The following is a 25,092-nucleotide window of genomic DNA, read 5'->3' on the forward strand; positions in this document are numbered from 1 at the left end:
TAACTCCATTTTAGCCTTAGGGCTGGTAAGCGCCTAAGCGGAGTGGTCAATGAAAGAACAAGTGAGGCACATCCATTTCGTTGGAATTGGCGGTGTTGGCATGGCAGGTATTGCCGAAGTCTGTATTAATTTGGGTTTCTCGGTTAGTGGTTCTGATATTCGTCGTCATGCCACGGTCATTCGCTTGGAAGCCTTAGGTGCAAAGATTCAGCTGGGACATCAGCCAGAGTGGGTTCAACAGGCTGATGTTGTTGTCGTTTCTAGTGCCATTGCTAAAGATAATCCAGAGGCGTCTTGGGCTAAATCCAGTCGCATACCAGTTATTCCGCGTGCCGAGATGTTGGCTGAGCTAATGCGTATGCGTTATGGTATCGCCATTGCCGGCACCCATGGTAAAACAACCACGACCAGCTTGACCGCGGCGATATTAACGCAAGGCGGCTTAGATCCAACATTTGTGATTGGTGGCCAGCTCAACCAAGTTGGTAGTAATGCTCGCCTGGGTTCTAGTCGTTATTTAGTGGCTGAAGCCGATGAGTCGGATGCTTCTTTTCTTCATCTCGCGCCAATGATGTCGGTGATTACTAATATCGACATGGACCATATGGAAACCTATCAAGGCGATTTTTCACGCCTTATTCATACCTATAATGAGTTTATTAATCGTTTGCCATTTTATGGATTAACGGTGCTTTGTTTAGATGACCCCAATCTGAAGCAAATGATGCCAGATGTGTTGCGTAAGGTTCGCACTTATGGCTTTGATGCGGATGCGGATGTTGTCGCAGTAAACTGGCAGTCAAAGGGTTTAACCAGTGAGTTTGAAGTTATTACCGCAGGGCGTGAACCTTTTAATGTCCTATTAAATATTCCCGGTCAGCATAATGTCAGAAATGCGCTTGCTGCGATTGCTGTCGCGCTTGAGTTAGATGTGCCAGTGACAGCTATTCAACAAGCTCTTGCCACTTTTGCAGGCGTGGGTCGTCGTTTTGAAGTTTACCCGCAACGAATGATAGGGGGTCATCAGGTGACCTTGGTTGATGACTATGGTCACCATCCTACCGAGCTAAGTGCGACCATTCAAACCGCACGAGATGCGTTTGTTGGTAAGCGGCTCGTGCTTGTTTTTCAACCCCATCGTTACAGTAGAACGCGTGATTTATTTGATGATTTTATTGCGGCGTTACTTAAAGCTGATTTAATTATATTAGCACCGGTTTATGCCGCCGGAGAGTCACCGATTCCAGGGTTTGATACAAAGTCAATGATTCAAAACTTACGGATTCGTGGCGCGCAAAATGTGATGTTTGCGGAGGGTTTTGAGGCATTAAGTGCATTGACCGAAGATGTTTTAACGGACGATGATGTGGTGTTAATGATGGGGGCTGGCGACATAGGTCAGTGGGCAAAGGAATGGCAGTAGATATTATGCAGTCTCAAATAGAGGCTTGGCGCGAGCTGTTAGCCGGCGAGTCTATTGCAGTTATTTATGGTGGCGTATCGGCTGAGCGTGAAATCTCTTTGCGTAGTGGGCAGGCGGTACTAAATGCGCTCAAGCACGAAGGGCTATCGGTTGCGGGTTATGATGTTCAAACGCTGGATGATTTGGTTCATATTGCTCAAAATCATACGCTTGTTTTTATGGCGCTTCATGGACGGTGGGGCGAAGACGGTCAAGTACAAGCGGTTTTACAAAGTTTAGGGGTGCCGTTTACGGGTAGTGGTATGGCGGCAAGTGCTTTAGCGATGGACAAGATTCGTACAAAGTATGTATGGCAAGGGGCCGGTTTGCCAACCCCGCATTTTCAACATATATCAGCCAAAAATCTGGATGATGTAGACTGGCTCTCGATTCCTTTACCTGCTATGGTTAAAGCTAGTCACGAGGGATCAAGTATTGGTTTGTTTAAAGTAAATAATCTCGATGAATTGCAATCGGGTGTTTATAAAGCATTAACGCATGATCATGAAGTCTTAGTTGAGCAGTGGATAGCTGGGCGCGAGTTTACTTTTGCAATATTGGGGGATACGGTGCTACCTGCTATAGAGCTTCGAACACAGCATGATTTTTATGATTACGATGCCAAGTATGTGTCGGGTGATACGCAGTATTTGTGTCCAGCAGATTTAAAGGCATCACAATTGGTTGCCTTTAATGCCCTAGCTTTACGTGCTTTTAATATTCTAGGCGCGAGCGGGATTGGCCGCATTGATTTAATGCTAGATGAGACTCAGCAGCCCTGGTTGATTGAATTGAATACGCTGCCGGGTATGACCGATATGAGTCTCGTTCCAAAGGCGGCTGAGGTCTTTGGACTTAGTTACGGCGAATTATGTGTTGCTATTTTAGGGCAGGCATTAGATGCAGCAGACTTGGCTTAAATTTGGGTTGGTCAGTTTATTAGTTGCCTTGGTGGTGGTCTGGACGATTCTGATGATGAAACCTGAACAGAATGCCACAATGTCCTATAAAATAACGACACCCTTGCAAAAAGTGACACTAGATGATGTTGAAGATTTGATTTGGCCATATCTTGTGAGTGGATTTTGGGAGGCCGATTTAGTCAGTTTGCAACGTGATTTACAAGCGCAGCCTTGGATTGAAAGTGCACAGGTATCTCGCGTTTGGCCAAACCAATTAGTGCTAACACTGGATGAGCGTGAGCCAATAGCTCGTTGGGGAACGACGGCACTTATTGATCGGAATGGTTTCGTGTTCGAGCCTAATGATGTCGCCGGTTTTGAGCATTTAGTGTTGTTGCAGGCGCACGATTTACAAGCACGAGCGATGCTACGACATTGGCATCAAGTACAAGAGATAATGAGTCCAAAAGACTGGCGTGTTACCGAGCTTACTTGGTTTGCAGATGATGTGTTGCATATCCAAGTAGATGTGGGGCACCAATTGTATGTCACTGCCAGTGATAAAGATTTGTTATTGCGACGTTTTGTCAATGCTTGGCCCAAGCTGGGTTCGTCGGCTTTGGTGACACAGGGTGTCGGCCGGGCGGTGATAAAGCCAGATAAAATGTGGCAAATTGATTTAAGATACAGCAATGGCATTGCGCTAAAACCCTTAAATAATGTTGATTGAGAAGAGTATGGCAAGAAAAAAGTCGGCATCAAATATTGTCGTGGGCCTAGATATAGGCACATCAAAAATTGCGGCAATTGTTGGCAAATTAAAAGCAAATGCTGAGATCGAAGTTCTTGGCATGGGAACCTATCCATCTAAAGGCCTGAAGAAGGGTGTCGTGGTAAATATTGACTCGACGGTAGACTCTATTCAGAGAGCCATTGATGAAGCTGAACGTATGTCTGGATATGAGGTGGGCTCCGTATACGTTGGTATTGCTGGCAGTCATATAAATAGCTTCAATTCAACCGGTATGGTTGCAATTCGAAGTCAGGAAGTTACAGATGATGACATAGTTCGTGTGATTGATGCGGCACGAACGCAAGCGATTCCAGGCGATCAGAAAGTGCTACATATTCTTCCTCAAGAATACACTATCGATAATCAAGATGGCATCCGAGAGCCGGTTGGTATGTCTGGAGTTCGTTTGGAAGCCAAGGTTCACATGGTCACCGGTTCACTGAGTGCCGCACTGAATATTACCAAGTGCGTAGAACGCTGTGGTTTGGTTGTCAATGATATTATCCTCGAGCAGCTGGCATCAAGTGAATCTGTTTTATCTGAAGATGAGAAAGAGCTAGGGGTTTGTTTAGTTGACATTGGCGGTGGCACTACCGATATCGCCGTGTTTTATCAAGGAGCTATTCGGCATACCGCAGTCATTCCAGTAGCGGGAGATCAGGTTACCAACGATATTGCCGTTGCTTTGAGAACGCCATCGCCGGCCGCTGAAGAGATTAAACGTAAATACGCATGTGCGTTGCCGCAGTTGATTGCCACCGATGAAGAAATTGAAGTGCCAAGTGTGGGCGATCGTCCAGCCCGCTGTTTATCACGAAGAACATTAGTTGAAGTTGTAGAGCCTCGTTATGAAGAGCTCTTCCAGTTAATTCAGGCCGAATTGCGCCGCTCAGGCTTCGAAGGAATGATGGCGGCCGGTGTTGTTTTGACGGGGGGTAGTGCCAAAGTTGAAGGTGCGATCGAATTGGCAGAAGAAGTTTTTAATATGCCAGTGCGTTTGGGTATCCCGCAAGACTTACAAGGTCTAAAGGATGAAGTCACTGATCCCGCTTTTGCAACGACAGTGGGTTTGTTGATGTATGCTCGCGAACATAGTCGTTATGAACCGGGTCACGAGCCATCGCCTGTGAAGTCGAATCAAGCGTCTGTGCTAAGCCGTATGAAAGAATGGTTTAACAAAAGTTTTTAAGAATTAAAGTAGGACGAACAGTGAAGCAAAGAACCTTAGCCAATGCGATTCACGCTAAAGGTATTGGCCTCCATACTGGCCACCAAGCCCACATTACATTAAGGCCAGCTCCTGTTGATACTGGGATTGTATTCCGCCGAGTAGATGTAGAGCCAGCGGTCGAATTTAAAGTAACCCCTGAATTGGTTGCGGAGACCACGCTTTGTACCACGATTCGTGCCGGCAATAAAAAGATTGCTACAATTGAGCACCTGATGTCAGCCCTGGCTGGTGTTGGAATGGACAATGTTTACATTGATATTGATGCCGATGAAGTGCCTATCATGGATGGCTCGGCGTCCCACTTTATTTTTTTAATTCAAGCGGCTGGTATTAAGCTCCAGGATAGTCCTAAGCGTTTTCTGGTAATTAAGCAACCGGTTCGTGTTGAAAATGAATTGGGCGGATGGGCAGAGTTTAAGCCACATCGTGGCTATAAGTTAAATTTTGCCATCAAGTTTAATCATCCCGCATTTAAACAAACGGCTGAAGATATGACGCTGGAGTTTTCCTCAACGAGTTATTTTAAAGAAGTGAGTCGTGCACGTACTTTCGGTTTCTTTAATGATATGGAAGCGTTGCGGGCCCAGAAATTGGCATTAGGCGCTAGCTTGGACAATGCGATTGGTCTGGATGAGCAAGGCGTGATGAATAAAGGTGGCTTGCGCAATAAAGATGAGTTTGTTCGGCATAAAATTCTTGATGCGGTCGGTGATTTGTTTATGTCAGGTTACGCCATCGTTGGTGAATTTAGCGCGTTCAAATCAGGCCATGCACTTAATAATCAGTTGTTACGTAAGTTGTTTTCGGAGCCGGGCGCGTTTGAATTCATGACGGAGTTTGGCGATCAGGATGATCCCATTAACTTTGACAGTTCAAAGGTATTGGTTTAAGCCGTTTTTATTGCGCCCGATCGCTCAGTTTTTTTAGGGCAAGCGCCAGTTTGCTAGAGGTAACTTGCTCGCTTAAGGCGAGCATTTTTTTGGCTGTTTCTTGGTCTGGTGGCATGGCAGGCCTGGTTGTTTTGGCTTGGGTAGCGATATTGTGTGGCTGGTTATTTAATCGAATTCTTACCGGGTTTACCAGGTTAAGACCTGGGTAGGTTTCGTTAATTTGATCCAAGCAAGCGGGGGCAAGAAAGCGAATTTTGCTGGCCCATAACGCCTCATTGATAACCAGCACAAGATACGGATGCTCAATACCAACGGCACAGACATGATGGCGCATATTGTCAGGCAGTAGATTTAAAACATGTTCTTTTAATGCCTGATATTGTTGCGCTTCTTGAATAAGTTTAAACAATCCTGATTGATTAAGTGGGTGTTTTGCCATGGCTGTCAGATGTATGAGCGTTACGCGCTTAATGTCCTATGCTAGAATACCTCATTTTAAACGATTTTTTGTTTTAGGTCTCTTTAACTATGTTTATGTCATTTCTGCAAAAACTACTAGGCAATCGTAATCAACGCTTGGTGAAACAATATCAAAAGCGTGTTGAGCTAATAAACGCCCATGAAGACGCTATGTCCAAGTTGTCTGATGAAGCATTACAGGCAAAAACAGACGAGTTTAAGGCGCGTTTGGCGGCCAATGAAAATCTCGATACTATTTTGTCGGAGGCTTTTGCGGTGGTGCGCGAAGCGGGTAAACGGGTGTTCGGTATGCGCCATTATGACGTACAGATGATTGGTGGCATGGCCTTGAATGACGGTCGTATTGCCGAAATGCGCACCGGTGAAGGTAAAACCCTAGTGGCGACTTTGCCAGCCTATCTTAATGCACTAACTGGTTCAGGTGTCCATGTCATAACCGTTAACGATTACTTGGCAAAACGTGATGCTGAGTGGATGAGCCAGCTGTACAGTTTTTTGGGTTTGACCACCGGTGTGATTTTTAGCGGCCAGAGTCATCAAGAAAAGCAATTGGCCTATGCTATGGATATTACCTACGGAACCAACAATGAATTTGGTTTTGATTATCTGCGTGACAATATGGCAATCTTCAAAGAAGAGCGAGTGATGCGTGACCAAGCCTTCGCAATTATTGACGAAGTTGACTCGATTCTGATTGACGAAGCGAGAACGCCGCTAATTATTTCAGGTCCAGCAGAAAATAAAGCGCAGGTTTATCACAAAATTAATCCGTTAATTAGTCATCTGGAGCGAGGCGAAGAGGATCCGATTGAGAAAACGGCGTCTGGTGACTTCACGGTAGATGAAAAAAATCGTCAGGTTTATCTAACAGAGCAAGGCCATGAAAAAATTGAAAACCTGTTGGCCGAGGTTGAGCTGTTAAAAGAAGGCGAGAGTCTTTATGACGCGACTAATATTGGGTTGATGATTCACGTAAACGCGGCTTTGCGAGCACACGTTTTATTTGAACGCAATCGCGACTATATCGTTGATGATGGACAAGTGATTATCATCGACGAGCATACGGGTCGTAAGATGATTGGTCGCCGTTGGGGTGAAGGTCTTCACCAAGCCGTAGAAGCGAAAGAAGGCCTTGAGATTCAAAGTGAGAGCCAAACCTTTGCGTCGATTACCTTCCAAAATTATTTTAGACAATATCAAAAACTATCGGGTATGACCGGTACAGCAGACACAGAAGCGGGTGAGTTTTTGTCAACCTACAAGTTAGAAGTCGTGGTTATTCCGCCAAATAAAACGCCACAGCGTCAGGACTTAACCGACCTAGTGTTCTTGGATGTTCAGTCCAAGTTCAAAGCCATTGTCGAAGATGTCAAAGAAACTCACGCTAAAGAACAGCCAGTATTAATTGGTACAGCGTCTATTGAAATGTCAGAATTATTATCGGCAGCCTTTACAAAATCTGGTGTGAAACACGAAGTCCTAAACGCAAAACAACATGAACGAGAAGCGCAGATTATTGCCAATGCTGGGCGTACAGGCGCTGTAACCATTGCAACCAATATGGCGGGCCGTGGTACCGATATAGTGCTGGGCGGTAGTTTAGATGTCGAATTGGATGAGCTGGGTGACGATGCCACAGCCGAGGCAAAACAAAAAGTCAAAGCCGCTTGGCAATTACGTCATGACCGTGTTCTTGAGCTAGGTGGCTTAAAGGTGATCGGTTCAGAGCGTCACGAATCGCGTCGAATTGATAACCAGTTACGAGGACGTTCAGGTCGTCAGGGTGACCCTGGCGTAACACGTTTCTATCTGTCGTTAGATGATGATTTAATGCGCCGTTTTGCGTCTGAAAAAGTTAAAGGCATGATGCGCCGTTTAGGGATGGCTGAAGGTGAAGCGATTGAGCATCCGATGGTCAGTCGATCGATTGAACGTGCTCAAAAGCAAGTAGAGCGCTTGCATCAAGATGAGCGTGCGAACCTGTTGAAGTTTGATGATGTTTCAAACGAGCAGCGCAAAGTGGTGTATCAGCAACGTAATGAATTGATGGAGAGCGAGGAAGTTCGGGAAACCATTCGATTCATGCGTGAAGATGTGGTTAATGAGGTGATTGATGACTTTATTGCACCGGGAAGCTTGGATGAACAATGGCGTATTCCTGAGTTAAGTCATGCGCTTGAAGAATCGTTTGGGGTCAAGATTGACGTGCAGGCCTGGTTAGATGCCGATGCAACTTTGTTTGAAGAAACCTTGCGTGAAAAAATTGTTGCAGAGATTCAAGCGGCATACGACAGCAAGATGGCCATCATTGATGAAAAAACCCTAGGGCATTTTGAAAAGGAAATGTTGTTGCGCAACATTGACAAGTTATGGCGTGAGCATTTGTCTGAAATGGATTACTTGCGTCGTGGTATCCATTTACGTGGCTTTGCTCAACGCGATCCCTTTCAAGAGTATCGTCGTGAAGCTGCCATGCTGTTCCAAGGTTTTTTAAATGAAGTCAAAAAAGAAACCATCAAAATGTTGTCTCTGGTGCAGTTACATAGTCAGCAAGATGTTGCCGCCTTTGAAAAACAACAGCAGGCAGAGCTTGAAAAGGATATGCAAAAAGCCAAAGCCTCACACCCAAGTGCAGTAACACCGGCACAGGCTAAGACTGAAGGCAATAATCAGCAGTCATCGAATGCTGAGGATACGTCTAAAGAACAAACTTTCCGCCGGGACGTGCCGAAGTTGGGGCGTAATGATCCATGCTCTTGTGGGTCGGGCAAAAAATATAAACATTGTTGTGGTAAGTTAGATTAATTAATATTTTTCGAGGTGCATCATGCCTGTGGGTCTTGCGTACGAGCTGCCAGATATTCATCCGGTTGCCGGTGTTTATTTAGGTGCTACAGCAGCTAAAATTAAAAAAAATGGTAAAACAGATTTAGTTGTTATCGAGTTTGCACCGGAAAGTGTAACGGCAGCGACTTTTACGACAAACGCCTGCTGCGCCGCCCCTGTTCATGTGGCGAAAAAACATTTGGCTAAAACGCAACCTAGGGCATTGTTAATCAATTCAGGCAATGCCAATGCGGCAACTGGTGAATCGGGTTTCGCGAATGCAAAACAAACCTGTCAATGGTTGGCCGACGAATTGGGTTGTGAGCCAGAAGAGATCCTGCCTTTTTCAACTGGAGTGATTGGCGAACCTTTGCCGATGAACAAAATTCAACTGGGCTTGGTTGCTGCCGTAGCCGATCGTGCTATTGATCATTGGCCGCATGCGATGGCTGGCATTATGACAACGGACATTGTGCCAAAAATGGTCAGCCGCGTGGTATCCATTGATGGTCACGATATTACCATTACGGGGATGGCGAAGGGCTCTGGGATGATCCATCCTAATATGGCTACGATGCTTGGATTTGTGGCTACTGACGCCAAGATTACTGAGGAATTGCTGCAGGCCTGCTTGAGTCAGGCGGTGAAAAAATCCTTCAACCGAATCACGGTCGATGGTGATACCTCAACTAATGATGCCTGTACACTCACTGCTACCCAGCAAGCGGATATGCCAAGTATTACCGACGCTGAATCGACGGCTTATAAAGCTTTTGCGGTAGAAATTGAACGGGTCATGACCGAATTGGCGCAAATGATTGTGCGTGATGGTGAAGGTGCTACTAAGTTTATTAGTGTCGAGGTCAATGGAGGATTATCTGAGGCTGAGTGTTTAAAAGTAGCTCATGCGGTCGCATTGTCGCCCCTGGTTAAAACGGCGATGTTTGCTTCGGACCCGAATTGGGGACGTATTTTAGCGGCGGTCGGTCGTGCTGGTGTTGAGCAGTTGGATATCAATCGCTTGGAGATTTTTTTAGGTGATGTTTGTATTGTGCGTGATGGTGGCCGTGCGGCTGACTATACCGAAGACCAGGGGCAAAAGGTCATGAAGGCTGAAGACATCTCGGTGCGGATTGAGTTGAATCGCGGACAGCACAGTGAAACGGTATGGACCTGTGATTTTTCCTACGACTATGTCAAGATTAATGCGGAGTATCGCTCTTAAATGTCCGGTGTTGTGCCGGTTGCCGTTGGTTGTCTCATTCGCAATGGTGAGGTATTAATTGGCCAGCGCTTAGCTCGGCAATCCTTTGCCGGTGAGTGGGAGTTTCCAGGTGGCAAGTTAGAAGCCAATGAAACACCGATTGAAGCTTTGGTTCGTGAGTTTAAAGAGGAGACAGGTTTAACAACCTCTGATTGGCAGCCGTTAATTAGTTATCCTTGGACCCATCAACTACCCAATGGCTCCGTTCAGGTGCAATTGCATGTCTATATAACTGAACAGGCAAGCGGTCAGTTGTCAGCACCAGAAGGCCATTTATTTGCATGGTGTCCCTTGTCAATGCTGGATCAACGTCACTTGTTGCGAGCCAATAAAGGCATTGTTAGGGCACTGCAATTGCCATCAGCTTATATGATCACCGGTGGTTTTCATGACCAACAAGACGCATTATCTCGTCTTGAAGAGGCTCTAAAGCAAGAGGTCAAGTTAGTTCAGTTACGTGCAAAACACCTCGATAAGCAAGCTTACATCGCATTAGCGAATGAGATGGTTAAGCATTGCCATGGTCATGGCGCCAAGTTAATTGTAAATACCTCGGTCGCTTGGTTCGACGAGATGCCAGCGGTGGATGGTTTACAGCTAGCATCCAGTGAGTTAGCGGCCTTAACGCATCGCCCGATTGCAGCTAATAAATGGTTGGGCGTTTCGACTCATAATGCTTTTGAGCTTGCCAAAGCAACCGAGCTCGAAGCCGATTTTGCCTTACTCTCACCCGTTAAAGCCACCCAGACTCATCCAGACAGCACCCCGTTGGGATGGGCGAAGTTTGAGTTGATGACTCAAGCCTTACCTATCCCGGTCTATGCTTTAGGTGGTCTTAGCCTGGATGATCTGTTGCAAGCAAAAGCGACAGGCGCACAGGGCATAGCGGCTATCAATGGTTTGTGGCCGCAAGCGATTTAATGCGGGTCTGGTTGTTTATCTAACCAGGCCTGCAGTGCCGAATGCAGGTCTGCTAATTCTTGATTATTTTCAATAATGGTGTCTGCGAGTGCTTGTCGTGTGGCACGATCAGCCTGCTGGGCGATGATTGTTGCAATCTGTTCCGGTGAGCGTTGATCACGCAGCTGGACACGTTGCGTTTGTTGTTCAGGTTCACATTCGATTAATAACACCTGGTCGATTTGATAAGCCGGTTGCATCACCTGATGAATAACGGGGATGGCTACAAAGACCAGTGGGTGTTTATTTTTGAGTTCAGTGACTTGCTTGGCAACATGCTGACGCACTAACGGATGAATGAAACCTTCAAGCGTGTTTTTTAAATCAGGCTCGGCAAAAAAAGCCGCCGCGAGTTGTTTGCGATCGAGATCGCCATTCGGATCTAAAAATCGATCACCCGTCTCTGTGACCAATGCGTTGTAACCCGGCTGATTCTTTTGCATCAATTGTTTGGCTACCTTATCTGTGTCGATCACCGGGTAGCCCTGTTGCGAAAAATAATCACAAGCGGCAGACTTACCACAGCCAATGCCGCCAATAACCGCAACTACTTGCCCCGATTTCATGGCCACACCTTTTGATGCACCCAAACAATATGCCAACCTTGTGAGCTGGCAAAGGGCTCGCTGGGCTGGGCAGTAGGGGCTTGCCAAAGACCCTGTTCAAAATCGCGTGCAAGCAGGCCTGGTGCCATAAAACCCAAGTCACCCTCGTGAGCTTTGCTTGCGCAAATAGAGTAGCGTGTCACTGCGTCCTCGAAGGTAAGTTCATGATTGACTAATCGCGTATATAGGCGAACAGCAATTTTGCGTGATGGTAGCAGGATATGACTGGCGTGGATTAATGGCATTATTTTTTGTAATCGGTAAAATGGTGAAACTCTATTTTACTGGATGAAAGACATATGTGCGGAATTTGCGGTGAGTTTTTGTGGCGAGACGGGCAACAGGCTGATCCTATGCGCATTAATAAAATGTTGACGCAGTTAGTTAAGCGTGGTCCCGATGCAAAGGACTTTTGGGTTCAAGAGCAGGTGGGATTTGGTCATACCCGCCTAGCCATTATTGATTTAACGCCAGCAGGTCAGCAACCCATGCGAGATCAAGAACTCACTTTGGTCTTTAATGGCTGTATTTATAACTATAAAGCTTTGCGAGCTGAGCTGATTATTTTAGGGCATGAATTTCAGTCGGATTCTGATACCGAGGTTATTCTAAAAGCCTATCGCCAATGGGGTTCTGAATGTTTGAACTATTTGGATGGTATGTTTGCATTTGCCATTTGGGATGATCATCAACAACAGTTGTTTTTAGCGCGCGATCGCTTTGGGATTAAACCGTTATATTATGCGTTGACGGACGAAGGTTTGCGGTTTGCCTCTAATACGCAAGCGCTATTAGCGTCTGGCGGTATAAATTTGGATATTGACCCAATAGGTCTGCATTTTCAGTTAACCCTACATGGTGTGATTCCTGCACCCCATACCATTCTAAAAGGGATTAAAAAACTACAGCCTGGGCATTACATGCTGGTGCAGCCAGACGGACAAATCTTTGTGCGCCAATATTGGCAGCTCAATGCGCAGCGTCCTGATGCCTCGGACCTGAGTCAGCCCCAAACTGAGCAGGCCTGGTTAGACGCAACGCACGACGCGCTTAAAAAAGCGGTGGCTAAGCGGGTCGCAGCGGCTGATGTGCCAGTAGGTGTTTTGCTGTCAGGCGGGCTGGATTCGAGTTTGTTGGTAGGCTTATTGGCCGAAGCAGGTATGGATAGGATTCAGACCTTTTCGATAGGCTTTGAAGATATCGCCGATGAGCAGGGCTCAGAGTTTGAATTTTCCGATAAGGTCGTGGCACGTTATAACACTCAGCATCATAAATATGTTGTGCCGAATAGTGATGTGTTGCCTCGTTTGCCAGAGGCGGTTGCTGCCATGTCCGAACCTATGGTCGGTCAAGACGCGGTGGCTTTTTATCTGTTATCAGAACAGGTGTCTCAAGATGTGAAAGTGGTGCTATCGGGTCAAGGTGCGGATGAAGTATTTGGAGGCTATTTTTGGTATCCACAGATGGCCGCATCAACCGGGTCAACCATTGCACGTTTTGCGCCTTATTATTTTGACCGCAGTCATGAGGAATGGTTGCAAACGGTTGATGCCCGCTTTCATCTCGATGATGTGACCAGTGCTTATGTCTCTGAACGTTTAACGGAGCCAGGAGCAGATGAGTTTTTAGATCAAGTACTTCGTTTCGATGCGACCACCTTAATTGTCGATGACCCTGTAAAACGGGTCGATAATATGACCATGGCTTGGGGTTTAGAAGCTCGTGTACCTTTTTTAGATAAGGATTTGGTGGAGCTGGCGATGCAGGCTCCGCCTGAACTTAAATTAGGCGATGATGGGAAGACCCTCTTAAAGCGGATCGCGCGTGGTCTGGTGCCTGATGAGGTGATTGATCGTCCGAAAGGTTATTTCCCCATGCCTGCACTGAAGTTTGTTCGTGGTGAGTTTTATCAATTTATGCGTGATATTTTAATGAGCCCTGCGGCGCAAGCGCGGGGTTTATTTAATCCAGATTATGTTGCTCGATTGTTGGCGAATCCGGAAGCCTCAGAAAACTTTACTGCGATTAAGGGCTCTAAATTATGGCACTGCGCACTATTAGAATTATGGTTGCAAACCCATGTTGACCCATATCGATCGGCAGACTAACGTCTTAGATATAAATAACGTATAATAACCAAGCATTTTACTAGGAAATTACCAAGGAGTTTAGGATGAGTTTTGAAATTGATGAACAAACCGTACTGGCTAAAATTGATGAGCAAGTCAAAAATAACCCTGTCGTGCTCTATATGAAGGGCACTCCACAAATGCCATCGTGTGGTTTTTCGAGTCGTACCGCCGCGGCATTAGTTGAAACGGGGGAGAAGTTTGCATTTGTAAATGTCTTGGCTGATCAGGGTATTTATCAGTTTTTACCGAAATACCAAGATTGGCCAACCTTTCCTCAGCTTTATATTGATGGTGAGTTGCAGGGCGGCTGTGATATTACGCTAGAGCTGGCTGAAAGTGGTGAATTAAAAACATTGATGGCGGCGGCTAATGCCAAGGTAGATCAAGCTTGATTTATCAGATTTTGCGCTAATGAGCCTAGTTAAGCACGACTAGGCTTAGCCAGTTTCCATTGGTTCGCAATTTTACAAAACAGTCGGCCTGTCTGCAGCGTATCGTAAGCGGCTTCATGTGCTTTTTCATGATCCCAATCAAATCCAGCTAGTTTAACGGCTTTACTTAATACGGTTTCTCCATAAACCAAACCTGCTAAAGACACGGTGTCAAAAGTGCTAAATTGGTGAAATGGCGACTTCATTTTATTGCGTTCTGCCGCATGTTTTATAAAGTTCAAGTCAAACATCGCATTGTGGCCTACTAAAATGGCACGCGTGCAACCACTGGCTTTAACGGCGGAATTGATCGGTTGAAACAGTTTTTCAAGCGCATTTCGTTCAGATTTGGCATCCCGGAACGGGTGATAAGGATCTTCAATGCCATTAAACTTCAGCGCACTTTGATCAAGCTTTGAGCCTTCAAATGGTAAGATATTTTCCTGGAACAAAGCTCCCGTGATTAACTCACCCTGCGCATTCATCTCGAGTAGCAGGACGGCTACCTGTAACAAAGCATGGCTATTGGGGTCAAAGCCAGCTGTTTCAACATCGACCACAACGGGCAGAAAACCACGAAAACGGTCTCTGATTTGAGTGACACTAAATGATTCTGCGCAAGATTGGGTCATGTTAGGGCTTTAATAAGTACTTTAGATTGACGTTGAAAGTTGTAAAGTTGTTGTTTTGGGGGCGGGAGTTCATCTAGGCTGGCTAATACAAATCCCTGTTCGATAAACCAGTGGTATGTATGCGTGGTGAGCAGAAATAATTGCGTGATCGCTTGCTCCTTTGCTTTAAGGCTAAGGAAGTTGATTAATTCTTCACCTAAGCCCTGTCCCTGGTAATTGGGATCAATGGCTAGGCAGGCAAGTTCGGCTTGCGAACCCGAGTGATGGTAAAGCGCCGCACAGCCTAAAATATGGCTGTCACGTTCGATAACAAAAAATTGATTGATCTCAAGCTCGAGACGTTCTCTAGAGCGTTTCACCAGCATCCCTTTTTGTTCTAGAGGGCTGATCAAATCAATAATGCCACTAACATCCTCAATCCGAGCTTGACGTATTTCGTGATAGCGGTCGGTAAATACCAGCGAACCTATGCCGTCACGACTATAGAGTTCAATCAATAAGCTGGTCGGATCCGACTCATTGAGAAGATGAATGCGTTTGACTTGCTGGGCATTATTTGTAAGACATTGAATGAGATCGGCTTGATCTGTGTTCTTTGCCTGCCAATGCGATAGTTGCGCCAAACTGAGTTGTTTAGGCAGGTCTGCCATTTGATCGCTAGAGGTGAAGACCATCAGCTTGTCGGCTTTGATTTTGCTCGCGACCCAGCAGGCCTGCTCAAGGGTGTTTAGGTTGAACACCTCGCCTGTTAACGAATAGGCCAGCGGTGTTAATAGCGCGATTTGATTGGAGTCTAGTATCGCTTGCAAGGCCGTTTGGTTAATCTTGCGAATAAGGCCGGTATGTTGGTAATCAATACCATCAATAACCCCTCTAGGCTTAGCAATAACCCAGTTCCCAGAGCAGAGGGTTAATGGAAAAGGGTGGTGGGTTTGCTGGCGGCTAAAGGCGGCCTCAAGCATACTACGTACCTCACCAATGGTGCGTTGTAAGATCGGCAACATTTCAGGTGAGGTAATTCGAATCTGGTGATGACTTGACCAAACAATGTTAGCCTGTTCAAGGGCTTGATTAATCTGTAAGGTTGCACCCATGACAATAATCAACCTTAGTCCGAGTGCATTAAGATGCGAGATGTCCTCGGCAAATTCTTGCAGTTGTTCACGATGCTCTAACAATTCACCCGGTAAGTAGACCACACAGACTTTGCCACGATGCTGGGCAACGTAGTCAGAAGCTTGGCGAAGATTGTTAAGAAAATCAAGTTCAGATTGTTTCATGAGATTTCGTAATTATGAGAAAATGTTAAAAGTATTTTTAACAACTACAGACTTTTTTAAGTATAGCAAAGCAATAACGAAAAGTTTGATTATCTAAGCGTTTGTTTAAGGAGAAACTATGCCAGCATATCGTTCAAGAACCAGTACACATGGTCGCAATATGGCAGGAGCCCGTGCACTATGGCGTGCTACCGGGATGAATTCTGAGGATTTTGGGAAACCTATCATTGCGATTGCGAACTCGTTTACCCAGTTTGTTCCAGGTCATGTGCATTTGAAAGACCTTGGTCAACTTGTTGCTGGGGTCATTGAACAGTCTGGTGGTGTAGCAAAAGAGTTTAATACCATTGCGGTTGATGATGGTATTGCTATGGGCCATGACGGGATGTTGTACTCTTTGCCATCTCGTGAGGTGATTGCCGATTCGGTTGAGTATATGGTCAATGCGCATTGCGCCGATGCCTTAGTGTGTATCTCCAATTGTGACAAGATTACGCCCGGGATGTTGATGGCGGCGATGCGCTTAAATATTCCGACGATTTTCGTGTCTGGTGGCCCGATGGAGTCTGGTAAAACCGTGATTGGTGGACAAACCATCAAGCTGGATTTGGTTGATGCCATGGTCATGGCGGCTGATGACAAGGTTACCGATGAAGAGGTTGAGTCTGTCGAGGTTTCAGCCTGTCCAACCTGTGGTTCTTGTTCCGGTATGTTTACCGCAAACTCCATGAACTGTTTGGCAGAAGCGTTGGGGATGGCCTTACCTGGCAATGGATCGGCGTTGGCTACCCATGCTGATCGTAAACATTTGTTTGAAGAGGCGGGTCGGCGCATTGTTGAAATTGCCAAAGAATACTATGAGAAAGACAATGACAAGGTGTTGCCCCGTTCGATTGCGACCTTTAGCGCCTTTCAAAATGCCGTGGCGTTGGATGTTGCTATGGGTGGCTCAACAAATACCGTGTTGCACCTGCTTGCTGTCGCACATGAGGCGGGCGTAGAGTTTACGATGTCAGATATTGATGCCATGTCTCGTAGAGTGCCCTGTTTATCCAAGGTTGCTCCTAACTCTAAAATTTATCATATGGAAGATGTCCACCGCGCCGGTGGGATTATGCGCTTGTTAGGCGAGCTGGATCGTGGCGGGCTATTAGACCCGGATACCTATACCGTCCACTCATCAACCCTGGGCGCGGCTCTTGAGCTATGGGATATCCGCCGTAATCCTTCTGAAGCTGTTAAAAAGTTTTATTTGGCGGCACCAGGAAATGTCAGAACGACACAGGCATTCAGTCAAGATAAGCGCTGGAAAACGCTTGACAGTGATTATGAAAATGGCTGTATCCGTTCAGTTGAGCACGCCTACACACAAGATGGCGGTTTAGCAGTTCTGTTTGGAAATATTGCTCAGGATGGTTGTATTGTTAAAACGGCAGGTATTGATGAAAGTATGCTGGAAGTGGAGCAGCTTCAATACACGACCAGTGTGCCAACCTCAACGATTCGCGTTTTTAGTGGCCCAACTCGAATCTATGAGAGTCAAGATGCGGCTGTAGCGGCGATTCTAGGGGACGAAGTTCAAAAGGGCGACGTGGTTCTTATTCGTTACGAAGGGCCAAAAGGTGGACCGGGTATGCAAGAAATGCTCTACCCTACAAGTTATTTAAAATCGAAGGGTCTTGGTAAGTACTGTGCGCTGCTAACAGACGGTCGTTTCTCCGGAGGCACATCTGGTTTGTCAATTGGCCATGCATCGCCTGAAGCGGCTGAAGGTGGTAATATTGGGTTGGTTGAAGAGGGTGATATTATCGAAATCGACATTCCAAACCGATCGATTAATGTTAAGTTGAGCGATTATGAACTGTCTCAGCGTCGCCAAAAAATGTTGGCTAAAGGCGATAAAGCTTGGAAGCCAGAGCATCCCAGAGAGCGTCGCGTGTCTGCCGCTTTGCGTGCCTATGCCGCCATGACAACCAGTGCCGCTTTTGGCGCTGTTAGACGCGTTGAACAAATTGAAAAATAGGAGCGCAGTTTTATGTTTGTAGATCGTCTTAGTCAAGCACAGCGTCAGGCATTATTAGATCTAGCCGTCATTATGGCTGGAATTGATAATGATGTATCCGCTGAAGAGCTGCAGTACTTGGAAGAATTAGCTAGCAATTATAATTTAACATTGGATTTAGAAAATCACGGAGCTAATTCTATAGACGATTTAATATCTATTGTTGATAGTAAGCAAGCGAAGGTCATTGTTTTACAAGAGTTAATAAAGTTGTCCTATAAGGATGGTCACTTTGGTCCTGAAGAACAGCAAAAAGTGTTTCAGATTGCGCAAAAATTGGGTTTGAATGATCCAGAGCTTTTATTAGCTATTGAACGCTGGGTAAGACAGGGTTTTGATTGGTTGCATGAAGGAGAGCAGCTGTTAGGCTAAGAAGTTCGCTGGATTCAGCGGTTTTATTTAAAATTAATCCAATAAAAAACCCGGAAACTTCCGGGTTTTTTATTGAGTCAGATAATATTACTGACGGTAGCTTGGTGCATTTATTTCTAAACCACTAGAAATATAAGCCTGGAAAAACTCCATGTTACGATATTCTTCACCCTGAACCTTATGAGCTGTGTGACGCATATTTTTGTGACAGCCCTCATAGCGGCGGTGAAGCGTACCTAAACCGTCACCAGACGCACGAGCCCACTTACCACGCCACACTGGGAAATGAGATACATGACCTAGTGCTGGGGAGAGGATGTCAGAACGAGCATTACGAGATGCGTTGTAAACGTGACAACTTGCACAAGCTAATCCAAGTTGACCACGTGGTTCCATAAACTCTCGTTCACCAGCCGCAAATGCTGCTGCCGCACCGGGTGAATTAATCACAACATTGATTTTCTGACCACGAGCTTCATAACCTAGGTAAGCGCCAACATGAGCAATATCACCACGCTTCCACCCAAAAGGCTTTAAGCCAGCTTCAGTACGGCAACGGTTAATATCACCTTCAAGTGTTACAACAGCTTGAAGATCTTCGTTGAAGTAAGGATAGCTAGGACGGATATTGGCGACACCCTGATCAGAACCAACCATACAGCCCATGTAAGCATTTAGGTCTTTGTTAAATAACTCTTCGCCACGTTCAACAAAGTCCATGTACTGAGGAAACTCTTCTTCAGCTTGCCATTGCATACGACGATCTTCATCGTAGCCATAAATGCCATTAATATAATCTTCGAATGGACGGTCTGGATGTTTTGCTTGGAAGTATTGAACCAAATCCATACGACTTTTTTCAGCTGTTGCGTTGTATTCAACTGCAATAGCTTGGCCTCCAAATGATGCGGTCATAGCTAGAGCTATTGCGCTTGAAAGTGTCTTCTTCATTTTGAATCCTCCACAAAAGAGCTTTAATTGTTTTTATGATTATTATATTGTCTAAGCTAAAAAAGCGGGGCAAGCCCCGCTTTTATCTACAAATTAACGTAGGGTAAAGGTTTCAGACCCGGTTTCACCTGTATTATCAACTAGGTTGATAGTTACTTCATCACCAGAATTTGCTGCAACGTTTACGTGCATGTAAGGGTTGGTAGAAATGTTTGCTGACCACTGAGCGTCAACAACACGGTTACCGTTAACACTAACATCAACGTTGGTAATAAGTTTCATTGGGAATGGCTTGCCAGTTGACTGGTCCATACGTGCGCCAGACTCCATTGGATGACGAATTAGTGATTTAACTTCAGCAACGCCACCACGGACTTGACCACGAGTTCTGATATTAATAGACATCGATTATTCCTTCTAAATAAATTTGTTAAAGTCGTTAATTAGCAATATGTTGGGTGGAATTAACCGCCACAACCACCGATAGTTACGCGAACTTCTTGTTCAGCTTTGAACAGGTTGCCGCCAGCTTTAACAACACCCATTACAGTTTGCGTGCTACCCATACGGATACGCGTTGATACAAAGCCTTGAGCCGCGCCAGAGAATTTGTATTCACAAACTAGTGGATTTGGGTTATCAGATGCAATGATTACGATAGATTCAACACCGCTCATACCTGAAGCATCTACTGTGATTGGTGTTACAGCACCATTTTCAGCAATTGCTGGAGCCGTTAATTTAACATCATCAGATGATGCTGCGTTTGAAGAACCAAAAACACCGGTCAATGCATCATTAACATTTTTTGCTTCGAAAGCTTGCTTATTCCAGCTAGCTAACACAGTAGCAGGCGTTAAAAGACCCGCGCTTACTGCAACAGAAGCGGCACCAGTAGCTAGAGTAGCTTTCAAAAATGATCTACGTTTCATATTTATTTTAACTCCTAGGTTAGTTTGATTTATAGGGTGTATAGGTAGTCAACGATAAGGTTAATTTCCTCATCAGATAATATACCATGACGACCGAATAATGGCATCATGCTGTACTTAACTTCAGTTTCTTTAACGCCCCATAACTTATCAAAAAGTTTTTGTCGATCAGGGTAGCGAAGTTGCATTGCAATGAGTGCTGGCCCAATGTTACCTGGCGAAGTCCCTTCTGGCATCATGTGGCAAGCAAGACAGTTGCCTTGTGCACGATTCCAGGCAAGTTCTTTACCTTGAGCAACACGTTGTTTCATTTCTTCTTCAGAAACCTCATTTGCCGACACAGCCATTGGCGATGCTAGCATTGCTGATACAGCAAGCGTACCTAAAACACGCTTTAATTTAGAATGACCCATTCTCTCCTCCTAAAGTGCCTCTATTCGACCCCAGTTTATGTCTATTTTGGGGTTCTTTGACTGAGCTGCAAAATGAATATTCGCTCTTGGTTTATAAGCTTACGGAGTTGATACTTAAAAGCAAGTGTTTTTAAAGTCTTTAGCTATAGTTTTATTTAATAGCTTGAAAGATTATTTCTATACATGGGTGCTTTTCTGGTGTTTTATTTTCATGATATCTTTGCTATTTTTTGCTCTAAGTCTTTGATTTTTTTTGTTAATTCTGTTTCGTTCTTAGTATGGTTTTTTGCTTGTTTAACTAGGTGCTTCGCGCGAGCTATATTCCCTATCTCTATTTCTCTGACAGCTTGGAAATAAAGTGCATGTGCGGTTTTATCATTTTGCATATAAAGTTCGCTAATAGTTGCAAGTAGTTCAATGCTTTGATTCGATTGAATACGTTGTCCTTCTAAGTAGACTATTGCATCATCTAATTTTTGATTATCTATAAGATGCTGTGCAATCGTATTGGCAAGTGCATTGTCTTGTGGGTAAATGATTGCTAACGCTTTTAAATGTTCTGGAGTTTCCTGTCCTCGGTCTTTTATGTCGGCTGCTGCGATTTTTAGCAGGCGATTGTTGGGGTGTTCTGCTATGGCTGTATCGAGGCAACTTAGTTGATCAATACTGTCTGGGGTATTTAGTGCTTTTAAATAGGCTTGGTAACAGATGAGTGAGTTTTGCTTGGCTGCTGACAGTCCTTTTGTTTCGATACGGCCAGGGTTGAGTCGAGCTTGTATCAGTTTTAGGTTTAGTCGTTGTTCAGGTTGCACTGGTAATTGCTCCGCTCGAGCCATTGCTAATGCCGTCCTTCGTTCAGTAACTGGGTGTGTAAGTAGAATCTCAGGCGGGCGGTTGGTGTGGTTATGCTGGCGATGGAGTTGATCAAAAAAGCGTGACATGGCGCTGGGACTATAGCCGGCCTTGGACAGTAGTTGAATACCAATGCTATCAGCTTCATGCTCGTGTATTCTTGAGAAACGCAATTGGTTTTGAATCGCGAGGCTGTTGCCACCAATAAAAGTTGCAATACCCGCAGACGGGTTTTGAGTTCCAATAAGAATGGCAGCCAAAAGCGAAGCAAGAGTTGTTATATTGCCTTGTTCAAACTGTTCAAAGCGTCGAGATAGATGTTCTTGAGTAATATGCGCTATCTCATGGGCAATGACAGATGCTAGTTCATCTTCACTCGCCGCTGCCAAAATTAAGCCGGTATTAATGCCTATGATGCCATCAGGTCCCGCAAAGGCATTAATTTCTGGGCGGTCAATTACAAAGAAGCGGTAGTTTCGTCCGTCGGGAACATGAGCAATTATGTTTTCTCCAATTCGACGAATGTAGGCGAGGACATAGGGATCATTTGTCATGTTGTATTCGGTATGGAGCGCGGTCAAAAATGCCCGCCCCAAGGTGAGTTCCATATTGCGATCATAGAGCACTAGGCCTGGTGAACCTAAGTCAGGCAAGTTTTGAGTCGCTGTGTGTGCGTGCACGTATGATGATAAGAAAACAAGCGACAGAATGACGAGTTGAAATAATTTTTGCATAACCGCTCATTTAAAATATTTTACTATCCGCTATTATAGGAAGTATTAGTGAGGAAGATAGTGATGCAAAAAGTGAATTTAATTGGATTAAAATGCCCGATGCCATTGATCAGGTTTAAAAAGACACTCGCTGAGTTCCCTTGCGAAGCGAGCTTTGAGGTCTTCGTCGATGATCCTGGCGCACTTAGCGACTTCCCAGCTTTTTGCCGTAAGTTCAAATATGAATGTCACGTTCTATCAGAAGAGCCACACATTACCCTGCAGATTAATCGTTCGTAATTGAACAGAGAAACGATAAAATACCGTAAATTTAACGCACTGGATTGATAATATGTATAAGAAATTAACCAAAGCCATTATCCCTGTTGCGGGATTGGGGACGCGCTTTTTGCCGGCGACCAAAGCGATACCAAAAGAAATGTTGACTGTGGTCGATAAACCATTGATTCAGTATATTGTACATGAAGCCGCTGAGGCGGGTATCACTGACATCATTTTAGTGACTCACTCTAGCAAGAATGCGATAGAAAATCATTTTGACACTCATTATGAGCTTGAGGCCAAACTTCTTGAGTCCGCCAAGCATGATCGGATCGAGGCCATTAGTCAAATTTCACCCAAAGGTATCAATATTATTAGCGTAAGGCAGCCAGAAGCTCTAGGTCTTGGTCATGCTATTTTATGTGCGAGTCATATTATTGCTCAGGACGAGCCGTTTGCCGTTTTACTGCCAGATGTTTTGATGTATCACCCAAAAAAAGGGTGTTTGGCTCAAATGGCGCAGAGTTACGAGCGTGTTCATACCAGCGTGATTGCACTTGAGCAGGTTCCCGATGACCAGGTGCATAAATATGGTATTGCCGGCGTGCAAGACCCTGATTTACGGATAAATCAATTGGTTGAGAAGCCAAAGCTGGGTGAAGCACCTTCAAATTTATCGGTCGTTGGCCGGTATATTTTTACGCCACGCTTAATGCAGCTTTTAAAAACAACAAAGCCGGGTGTTGCTGGTGAAATTCAATTAACCGATGCTATGGCGAGCTTGCTCAATGAAGAGGTCATGTTTGGTTATGAGTTTAGTGGTGGAAAAAGCTACGATTGCGGCGACAAGCAAGGCTTTTTACAAGCAAATGTGGAATATGCGCTTCGAGATGCTGTGCTAGGTAAATCATTTCAAGCCTATTTAGAACAATTAGATGTGGCCAGCTTTAAATAGGCTGTATAAGCAAAATCAGGATCCCAAGGGGGGGTGTATGGTGGTAAATCAATCATCGGCATGGCAAGCATTAATGGCATTAGCGGAGTCTGGCGTTGCAACAAAACATTTGCAAGATTGGTTTCAAGCTCAGCCAGATCGTGCCGAGCGCTATTCTATTGAGCTCGATGAACTTTATTTAGATTATTCTAAAAATCGAATCGATGACCAGGTTTTGGATGGCCTGCTTGCTTTAGCGGAGCAGCAAGGTATGGCGCAATGGATTGAGCGTTTGGTTACCGGTGACATTGTTAATGATACCGAAGCTCGCCCAGCGCTACATTCAGCTTTACGCGGATTGCAAGGGGCGCCAGCTTCGGGTTTAGCGGCAAAGGTCCAGCCAGAGATAGAATCCCAATTTAATAAGATGGCTAAAATCGTTAATAAAATTCGTGCAGGGCATTGGCGGGGTTATAGCGGTAAGCCAATTACAGATGTGGTAAACATTGGTGTTGGTGGGTCTGATTTAGGGCCGCTAATGGTCACTCATGCCTTGCAGGTTCAGCAGTCCCCGGTCAGGTTACATTTTGTCTCTTCGATTGATGGTACTCAAACATCTAATTTGCTTAACACCTTGAATCAAGAAACTACACTGTTTGTTTTAGCGTCTAAATCTTTTACAACCATTGATACGCTATCAAATGCAGAAACGGCCAAAGATTGGCTAGAAGAACGTATTGAGCGTTCAGGAACACTGATGGCTCAACATTTTATTGGCGTGTCTACGCGTCCAGATAAAATGCTTGAGTGGGGTATTCCAGAGGAAAACCAGTTACTGTTTTGGGAGTGGGTCGGTGGTCGCTATTCCATGTGGTCAGCGATTGGGTTTCCGATCGCACTAAAGGTTGGCATGAAGGGTTTTTATCAAATGCTTGAAGGCGCTAATTTGATGGATGAGCACTTTGCGACAGCGCCTTTGGCTGAAAATATTCCGGTCATTATGGGGTTGGTTGATGTTTGGAATATTAATTTTTTAAATATTAATGCCAAGGCGATATTGCCTTATGATGCGCGACTTAAGTACTTACCATCCTACTTTGAGCAGTTGGTAATGGAGAGCAATGGCAAGTCGGTTAACCGTAATGGCGATAAGGTGCCTTATAAAACCTGTCCTATCTTGTGGGGTGAGGTCGGTCCAAATGCACAGCATGCTTTTTATCAGTTGCTTCATCAAGGTACCCAAGCAGTGATGAGTGATTTTATCGTGCCTGTAGAGCGTGATGATTTTGAACGTTACTCAGGCGCCGATAAAGATGCCTCATTACTTAAGCAGCATCATTTAGCCTTGGCAAATTGTTTTGCTCAGTCTCGTGTGCTGATGTTAGGCGACGCGGCGATTCCTGATAGTTTAAAAGCAAGTTTTAATAGCCCATATAAACACTATGAAGGTAACCAGCCTTCCAACACCATTCTATTAAAAACCCTTTCGGCAAAAACACTTGGGATGTTGGTGGCACTCTACGAGCACAAAACATTTGTTGAGTCCGTCGTTTGGGAAATTAATCCTTTTGATCAATGGGGGGTGGAATTAGGTAAACTAATTGCAAAAGAAACCTACGCTTGTTTAGCTGAGGACGCACCTTTAGCCTCGTTTGATGCCTCGACACAAGCCTTAATGAAGCGAGTAAAGTAA

Annotated in this window: 25 protein-coding genes; 15 read left to right on the top strand and 10 right to left on the bottom strand. The window is 45.1% G+C overall.

Translation table 11 applies throughout. The features are described from left to right. Positions 1 to 49 precede the first annotated feature (49 nt). From murC to lpxC, 5 genes are read left to right on the top strand one after another with little or no spacing between them, the layout of a single operon-like run. The gene (gene murC / locus THICY_RS01025) at positions 50 to 1,423 is read left to right on the top strand and encodes a UDP-N-acetylmuramate--L-alanine ligase (protein WP_013834758.1); all 1,374 of its coding nucleotides are present in this window, start codon (positions 50 to 52) and stop codon (positions 1,421 to 1,423) included. Beyond that, on the top strand, positions 1,414 to 2,382 hold the full coding sequence (locus tag THICY_RS01030) for a D-alanine--D-alanine ligase (RefSeq protein ID WP_245534964.1): 969 nt from the start codon (positions 1,414 to 1,416) through the stop codon (positions 2,380 to 2,382). Before murC ends, THICY_RS01030 begins: the two co-directional genes overlap by 10 nt. Continuing rightward, on the top strand, positions 2,363 to 3,094 hold the full coding sequence (locus tag THICY_RS01035) for a cell division protein FtsQ/DivIB (RefSeq protein WP_013834760.1): 732 nt from the start codon (positions 2,363 to 2,365) through the stop codon (positions 3,092 to 3,094). Before THICY_RS01030 ends, THICY_RS01035 begins: the two co-directional genes overlap by 20 nt. A 7-nt stretch (positions 3,095 to 3,101) precedes the next feature. Further along, positions 3,102 to 4,346 (top strand): cell division protein FtsA, encoded by a 1,245-nt coding sequence (gene ftsA / locus THICY_RS01040; RefSeq protein WP_013834761.1) that lies wholly within the window; start codon positions 3,102 to 3,104, stop codon positions 4,344 to 4,346. A gap of 20 nt (positions 4,347 to 4,366) precedes the next feature. Further along, positions 4,367 to 5,278: a UDP-3-O-acyl-N-acetylglucosamine deacetylase gene (lpxC, locus tag THICY_RS01045; RefSeq protein WP_013834762.1), complete on the top strand. Its 912-nt coding sequence runs from the start codon at positions 4,367 to 4,369 to the stop codon at positions 5,276 to 5,278. Positions 5,279 to 5,285: 7 nt separating this feature from the next. Here the strand turns inward: lpxC and THICY_RS01050 are convergent, their stop codons facing one another. Continuing rightward, complete coding sequence (locus THICY_RS01050) at positions 5,286 to 5,717, bottom strand: DciA family protein (RefSeq protein WP_013834763.1); 432 nt, start codon at positions 5,715 to 5,717, stop codon at positions 5,286 to 5,288. A gap of 89 nt (positions 5,718 to 5,806) precedes the next feature. On the opposite strand from THICY_RS01050, the gene secA reads away from it, so the two are divergent. Genes secA through THICY_RS01065 form a run of 3 tightly spaced genes read left to right on the top strand, consistent with a single transcriptional unit; the run spans position 5,807 to position 10,769 of the window. Then, on the top strand, positions 5,807 to 8,563 hold the full coding sequence (gene secA / locus THICY_RS01055) for a preprotein translocase subunit SecA (RefSeq protein WP_013834764.1): 2,757 nt from the start codon (positions 5,807 to 5,809) through the stop codon (positions 8,561 to 8,563). 22 nt (positions 8,564 to 8,585) lie between these two features. After that, positions 8,586 to 9,809 carry a bifunctional glutamate N-acetyltransferase/amino-acid acetyltransferase ArgJ gene (gene argJ / locus THICY_RS01060; RefSeq protein WP_013834765.1) on the top strand — a complete coding sequence of 408 codons (1,224 nt, stop codon included), beginning with the start codon at positions 8,586 to 8,588 and terminating at the stop codon, positions 9,807 to 9,809. Continuing rightward, complete coding sequence (locus tag THICY_RS01065) at positions 9,810 to 10,769, top strand: Nudix family hydrolase (RefSeq protein ID WP_013834766.1); 960 nt, start codon at positions 9,810 to 9,812, stop codon at positions 10,767 to 10,769. Here the strand turns inward: THICY_RS01065 and coaE are convergent. Beyond that, positions 10,766 to 11,374 (bottom strand): dephospho-CoA kinase, encoded by a 609-nt coding sequence (gene coaE / locus THICY_RS01070; protein WP_013834767.1) that lies wholly within the window; start codon positions 11,372 to 11,374, stop codon positions 10,766 to 10,768. The two genes, THICY_RS01065 and coaE, sit on opposite strands and share 4 nt — an antisense overlap. After that, positions 11,371 to 11,658: a peptidylprolyl isomerase gene (locus THICY_RS01075; RefSeq protein ID WP_013834768.1), complete on the bottom strand. Its 288-nt coding sequence runs from the start codon at positions 11,656 to 11,658 to the stop codon at positions 11,371 to 11,373. Before THICY_RS01075 ends, coaE begins: the two co-directional genes overlap by 4 nt. A gap of 54 nt (positions 11,659 to 11,712) precedes the next feature. Here THICY_RS01075 and THICY_RS01080 point away from each other — a divergent pair, with 54 nt between their 5' ends. Together THICY_RS01080 and grxD are read left to right on the top strand one after the other, a co-directional pair. Further along, complete coding sequence (locus tag THICY_RS01080; protein WP_013834769.1) at positions 11,713 to 13,521, top strand: N-acetylglutaminylglutamine amidotransferase; 1,809 nt, start codon at positions 11,713 to 11,715, stop codon at positions 13,519 to 13,521. Positions 13,522 to 13,586: 65 nt separating this feature from the next. Continuing rightward, entirely contained in the window at positions 13,587 to 13,937 is a 351-nt protein-coding gene (gene grxD / locus THICY_RS01085) for a Grx4 family monothiol glutaredoxin (RefSeq protein ID WP_013834770.1), read from the top strand. A 29-nt stretch (positions 13,938 to 13,966) separates the two neighbouring features. On the opposite strand, the gene rnt is transcribed toward grxD, so the two are convergent. Then, positions 13,967 to 14,608 (bottom strand): ribonuclease T, encoded by a 642-nt coding sequence (rnt, locus tag THICY_RS01090; protein WP_013834771.1) that lies wholly within the window; start codon positions 14,606 to 14,608, stop codon positions 13,967 to 13,969. After that, positions 14,605 to 15,888, bottom strand: a complete 1,284-nt coding sequence (gene argA / locus THICY_RS01095) for an amino-acid N-acetyltransferase (RefSeq protein WP_013834772.1) — start codon at positions 15,886 to 15,888, stop codon at positions 14,605 to 14,607. Before argA ends, rnt begins: the two co-directional genes overlap by 4 nt. A 118-nt stretch (positions 15,889 to 16,006) precedes the next feature. Here argA and ilvD point away from each other — a divergent pair, with 118 nt between their 5' ends. Together ilvD and THICY_RS01105 are read left to right on the top strand one after the other, a co-directional pair. After that, the gene (gene ilvD, locus THICY_RS01100; RefSeq protein WP_013834773.1) at positions 16,007 to 17,911 is read left to right on the top strand and encodes a dihydroxy-acid dehydratase; all 1,905 of its coding nucleotides are present in this window, start codon (positions 16,007 to 16,009) and stop codon (positions 17,909 to 17,911) included. Positions 17,912 to 17,923: 12 nt separating this feature from the next. Further along, on the top strand, positions 17,924 to 18,322 hold the full coding sequence (locus THICY_RS01105; protein WP_013834774.1) for a tellurite resistance TerB family protein: 399 nt from the start codon (positions 17,924 to 17,926) through the stop codon (positions 18,320 to 18,322). Positions 18,323 to 18,409: 87 nt separating this feature from the next. Here THICY_RS01105 and soxA read toward each other — a convergent pair whose 3' ends face one another. The 5 genes from soxA to THICY_RS08565 form a co-directional block, all read right to left on the bottom strand. After that, entirely contained in the window at positions 18,410 to 19,273 is an 864-nt protein-coding gene (gene soxA, locus THICY_RS01110) for a sulfur oxidation c-type cytochrome SoxA (protein ID WP_013834775.1), read from the bottom strand. A gap of 93 nt (positions 19,274 to 19,366) precedes the next feature. Beyond that, on the bottom strand, positions 19,367 to 19,678 hold the full coding sequence (gene soxZ / locus THICY_RS01115; protein ID WP_013834776.1) for a thiosulfate oxidation carrier complex protein SoxZ: 312 nt from the start codon (positions 19,676 to 19,678) through the stop codon (positions 19,367 to 19,369). A 59-nt stretch (positions 19,679 to 19,737) separates the two neighbouring features. After that, complete coding sequence (gene soxY / locus THICY_RS01120; protein ID WP_013834777.1) at positions 19,738 to 20,205, bottom strand: thiosulfate oxidation carrier protein SoxY; 468 nt, start codon at positions 20,203 to 20,205, stop codon at positions 19,738 to 19,740. 29 nt (positions 20,206 to 20,234) lie between these two features. Beyond that, entirely contained in the window at positions 20,235 to 20,618 is a 384-nt protein-coding gene (gene soxX / locus THICY_RS01125; protein ID WP_013834778.1) for a sulfur oxidation c-type cytochrome SoxX, read from the bottom strand. A 209-nt stretch (positions 20,619 to 20,827) separates the two neighbouring features. Then, positions 20,828 to 22,204 carry a M48 family metalloprotease gene (locus THICY_RS08565; RefSeq protein ID WP_013834779.1) on the bottom strand — a complete coding sequence of 459 codons (1,377 nt, stop codon included), beginning with the start codon at positions 22,202 to 22,204 and terminating at the stop codon, positions 20,828 to 20,830. 63 nt (positions 22,205 to 22,267) lie between these two features. On the opposite strand from THICY_RS08565, the gene THICY_RS01135 reads away from it, so the two are divergent. The 3 genes from THICY_RS01135 to pgi are packed head-to-tail and all read left to right on the top strand — an operon-like array spanning position 22,268 to position 25,092. Continuing rightward, positions 22,268 to 22,483 carry a sulfurtransferase TusA family protein gene (locus tag THICY_RS01135; RefSeq protein ID WP_013834780.1) on the top strand — a complete coding sequence of 72 codons (216 nt, stop codon included), beginning with the start codon at positions 22,268 to 22,270 and terminating at the stop codon, positions 22,481 to 22,483. 52 nt (positions 22,484 to 22,535) lie between these two features. Then, entirely contained in the window at positions 22,536 to 23,420 is an 885-nt protein-coding gene (gene galU, locus THICY_RS01140) for a UTP--glucose-1-phosphate uridylyltransferase GalU (protein WP_013834781.1), read from the top strand. A gap of 37 nt (positions 23,421 to 23,457) precedes the next feature. Continuing rightward, a complete protein-coding gene (gene pgi, locus THICY_RS01145; RefSeq protein ID WP_013834782.1) occupies positions 23,458 to 25,092 on the top strand; it encodes a glucose-6-phosphate isomerase in 1,635 nt (544 codons plus the stop codon).

The sequence above is a fragment of the Thiomicrospira cyclica ALM1 genome, from assembly GCF_000214825.1.
GTDB classification, from domain to species: domain Bacteria; phylum Pseudomonadota; class Gammaproteobacteria; order Thiomicrospirales; family Thiomicrospiraceae; genus Thiomicrospira; species Thiomicrospira cyclica.

What these genes read in the sequence shown, in the direction of transcription:
- grxD (WP_013834770.1), top strand. Translation starts at nt 13,587, where the DNA reads ATGAGTTTTGAAATTGATGAACAAACCGTACTGGCTAAAATTGATGAG.
- THICY_RS01080 (WP_013834769.1), top strand. Translation starts at nt 11,713, where the DNA reads ATGTGCGGAATTTGCGGTGAGTTTTTGTGGCGAGACGGGCAACAGGCT.
- soxY (WP_013834777.1), bottom strand. Translation starts at nt 20,205, where the DNA reads ATGAAACGTAGATCATTTTTGAAAGCTACTCTAGCTACTGGTGCCGCT.
- THICY_RS01035 (WP_013834760.1), top strand. Translation starts at nt 2,363, where the DNA reads ATGCAGCAGACTTGGCTTAAATTTGGGTTGGTCAGTTTATTAGTTGCC.
- pgi (WP_013834782.1), top strand. Translation starts at nt 23,458, where the DNA reads ATGGTGGTAAATCAATCATCGGCATGGCAAGCATTAATGGCATTAGCG.
- THICY_RS01065 (WP_013834766.1), top strand. Translation starts at nt 9,810, where the DNA reads ATGTCCGGTGTTGTGCCGGTTGCCGTTGGTTGTCTCATTCGCAATGGT.
- argJ (WP_013834765.1), top strand. Translation starts at nt 8,586, where the DNA reads ATGCCTGTGGGTCTTGCGTACGAGCTGCCAGATATTCATCCGGTTGCC.
- THICY_RS01050 (WP_013834763.1), bottom strand. Translation starts at nt 5,717, where the DNA reads ATGGCAAAACACCCACTTAATCAATCAGGATTGTTTAAACTTATTCAA.
- coaE (WP_013834767.1), bottom strand. Translation starts at nt 11,374, where the DNA reads ATGAAATCGGGGCAAGTAGTTGCGGTTATTGGCGGCATTGGCTGTGGT.
- ftsA (WP_013834761.1), top strand. Translation starts at nt 3,102, where the DNA reads ATGGCAAGAAAAAAGTCGGCATCAAATATTGTCGTGGGCCTAGATATA.
- THICY_RS08565 (WP_013834779.1), bottom strand. Translation starts at nt 22,204, where the DNA reads ATGCAAAAATTATTTCAACTCGTCATTCTGTCGCTTGTTTTCTTATCA.
- THICY_RS01135 (WP_013834780.1), top strand. Translation starts at nt 22,268, where the DNA reads ATGCAAAAAGTGAATTTAATTGGATTAAAATGCCCGATGCCATTGATC.
- THICY_RS01030 (WP_245534964.1), top strand. Translation starts at nt 1,414, where the DNA reads ATGGCAGTAGATATTATGCAGTCTCAAATAGAGGCTTGGCGCGAGCTG.
- soxZ (WP_013834776.1), bottom strand. Translation starts at nt 19,678, where the DNA reads ATGTCTATTAATATCAGAACTCGTGGTCAAGTCCGTGGTGGCGTTGCT.
- secA (WP_013834764.1), top strand. Translation starts at nt 5,807, where the DNA reads ATGTTTATGTCATTTCTGCAAAAACTACTAGGCAATCGTAATCAACGC.
- galU (WP_013834781.1), top strand. Translation starts at nt 22,536, where the DNA reads ATGTATAAGAAATTAACCAAAGCCATTATCCCTGTTGCGGGATTGGGG.
- rnt (WP_013834771.1), bottom strand. Translation starts at nt 14,608, where the DNA reads ATGACCCAATCTTGCGCAGAATCATTTAGTGTCACTCAAATCAGAGAC.
- soxA (WP_013834775.1), bottom strand. Translation starts at nt 19,273, where the DNA reads ATGAAGAAGACACTTTCAAGCGCAATAGCTCTAGCTATGACCGCATCA.
- argA (WP_013834772.1), bottom strand. Translation starts at nt 15,888, where the DNA reads ATGAAACAATCTGAACTTGATTTTCTTAACAATCTTCGCCAAGCTTCT.
- THICY_RS01075 (WP_013834768.1), bottom strand. Translation starts at nt 11,658, where the DNA reads ATGCCATTAATCCACGCCAGTCATATCCTGCTACCATCACGCAAAATT.
- soxX (WP_013834778.1), bottom strand. Translation starts at nt 20,618, where the DNA reads ATGGGTCATTCTAAATTAAAGCGTGTTTTAGGTACGCTTGCTGTATCA.
- ilvD (WP_013834773.1), top strand. Translation starts at nt 16,007, where the DNA reads ATGCCAGCATATCGTTCAAGAACCAGTACACATGGTCGCAATATGGCA.
- murC (WP_013834758.1), top strand. Translation starts at nt 50, where the DNA reads ATGAAAGAACAAGTGAGGCACATCCATTTCGTTGGAATTGGCGGTGTT.
- THICY_RS01105 (WP_013834774.1), top strand. Translation starts at nt 17,924, where the DNA reads ATGTTTGTAGATCGTCTTAGTCAAGCACAGCGTCAGGCATTATTAGAT.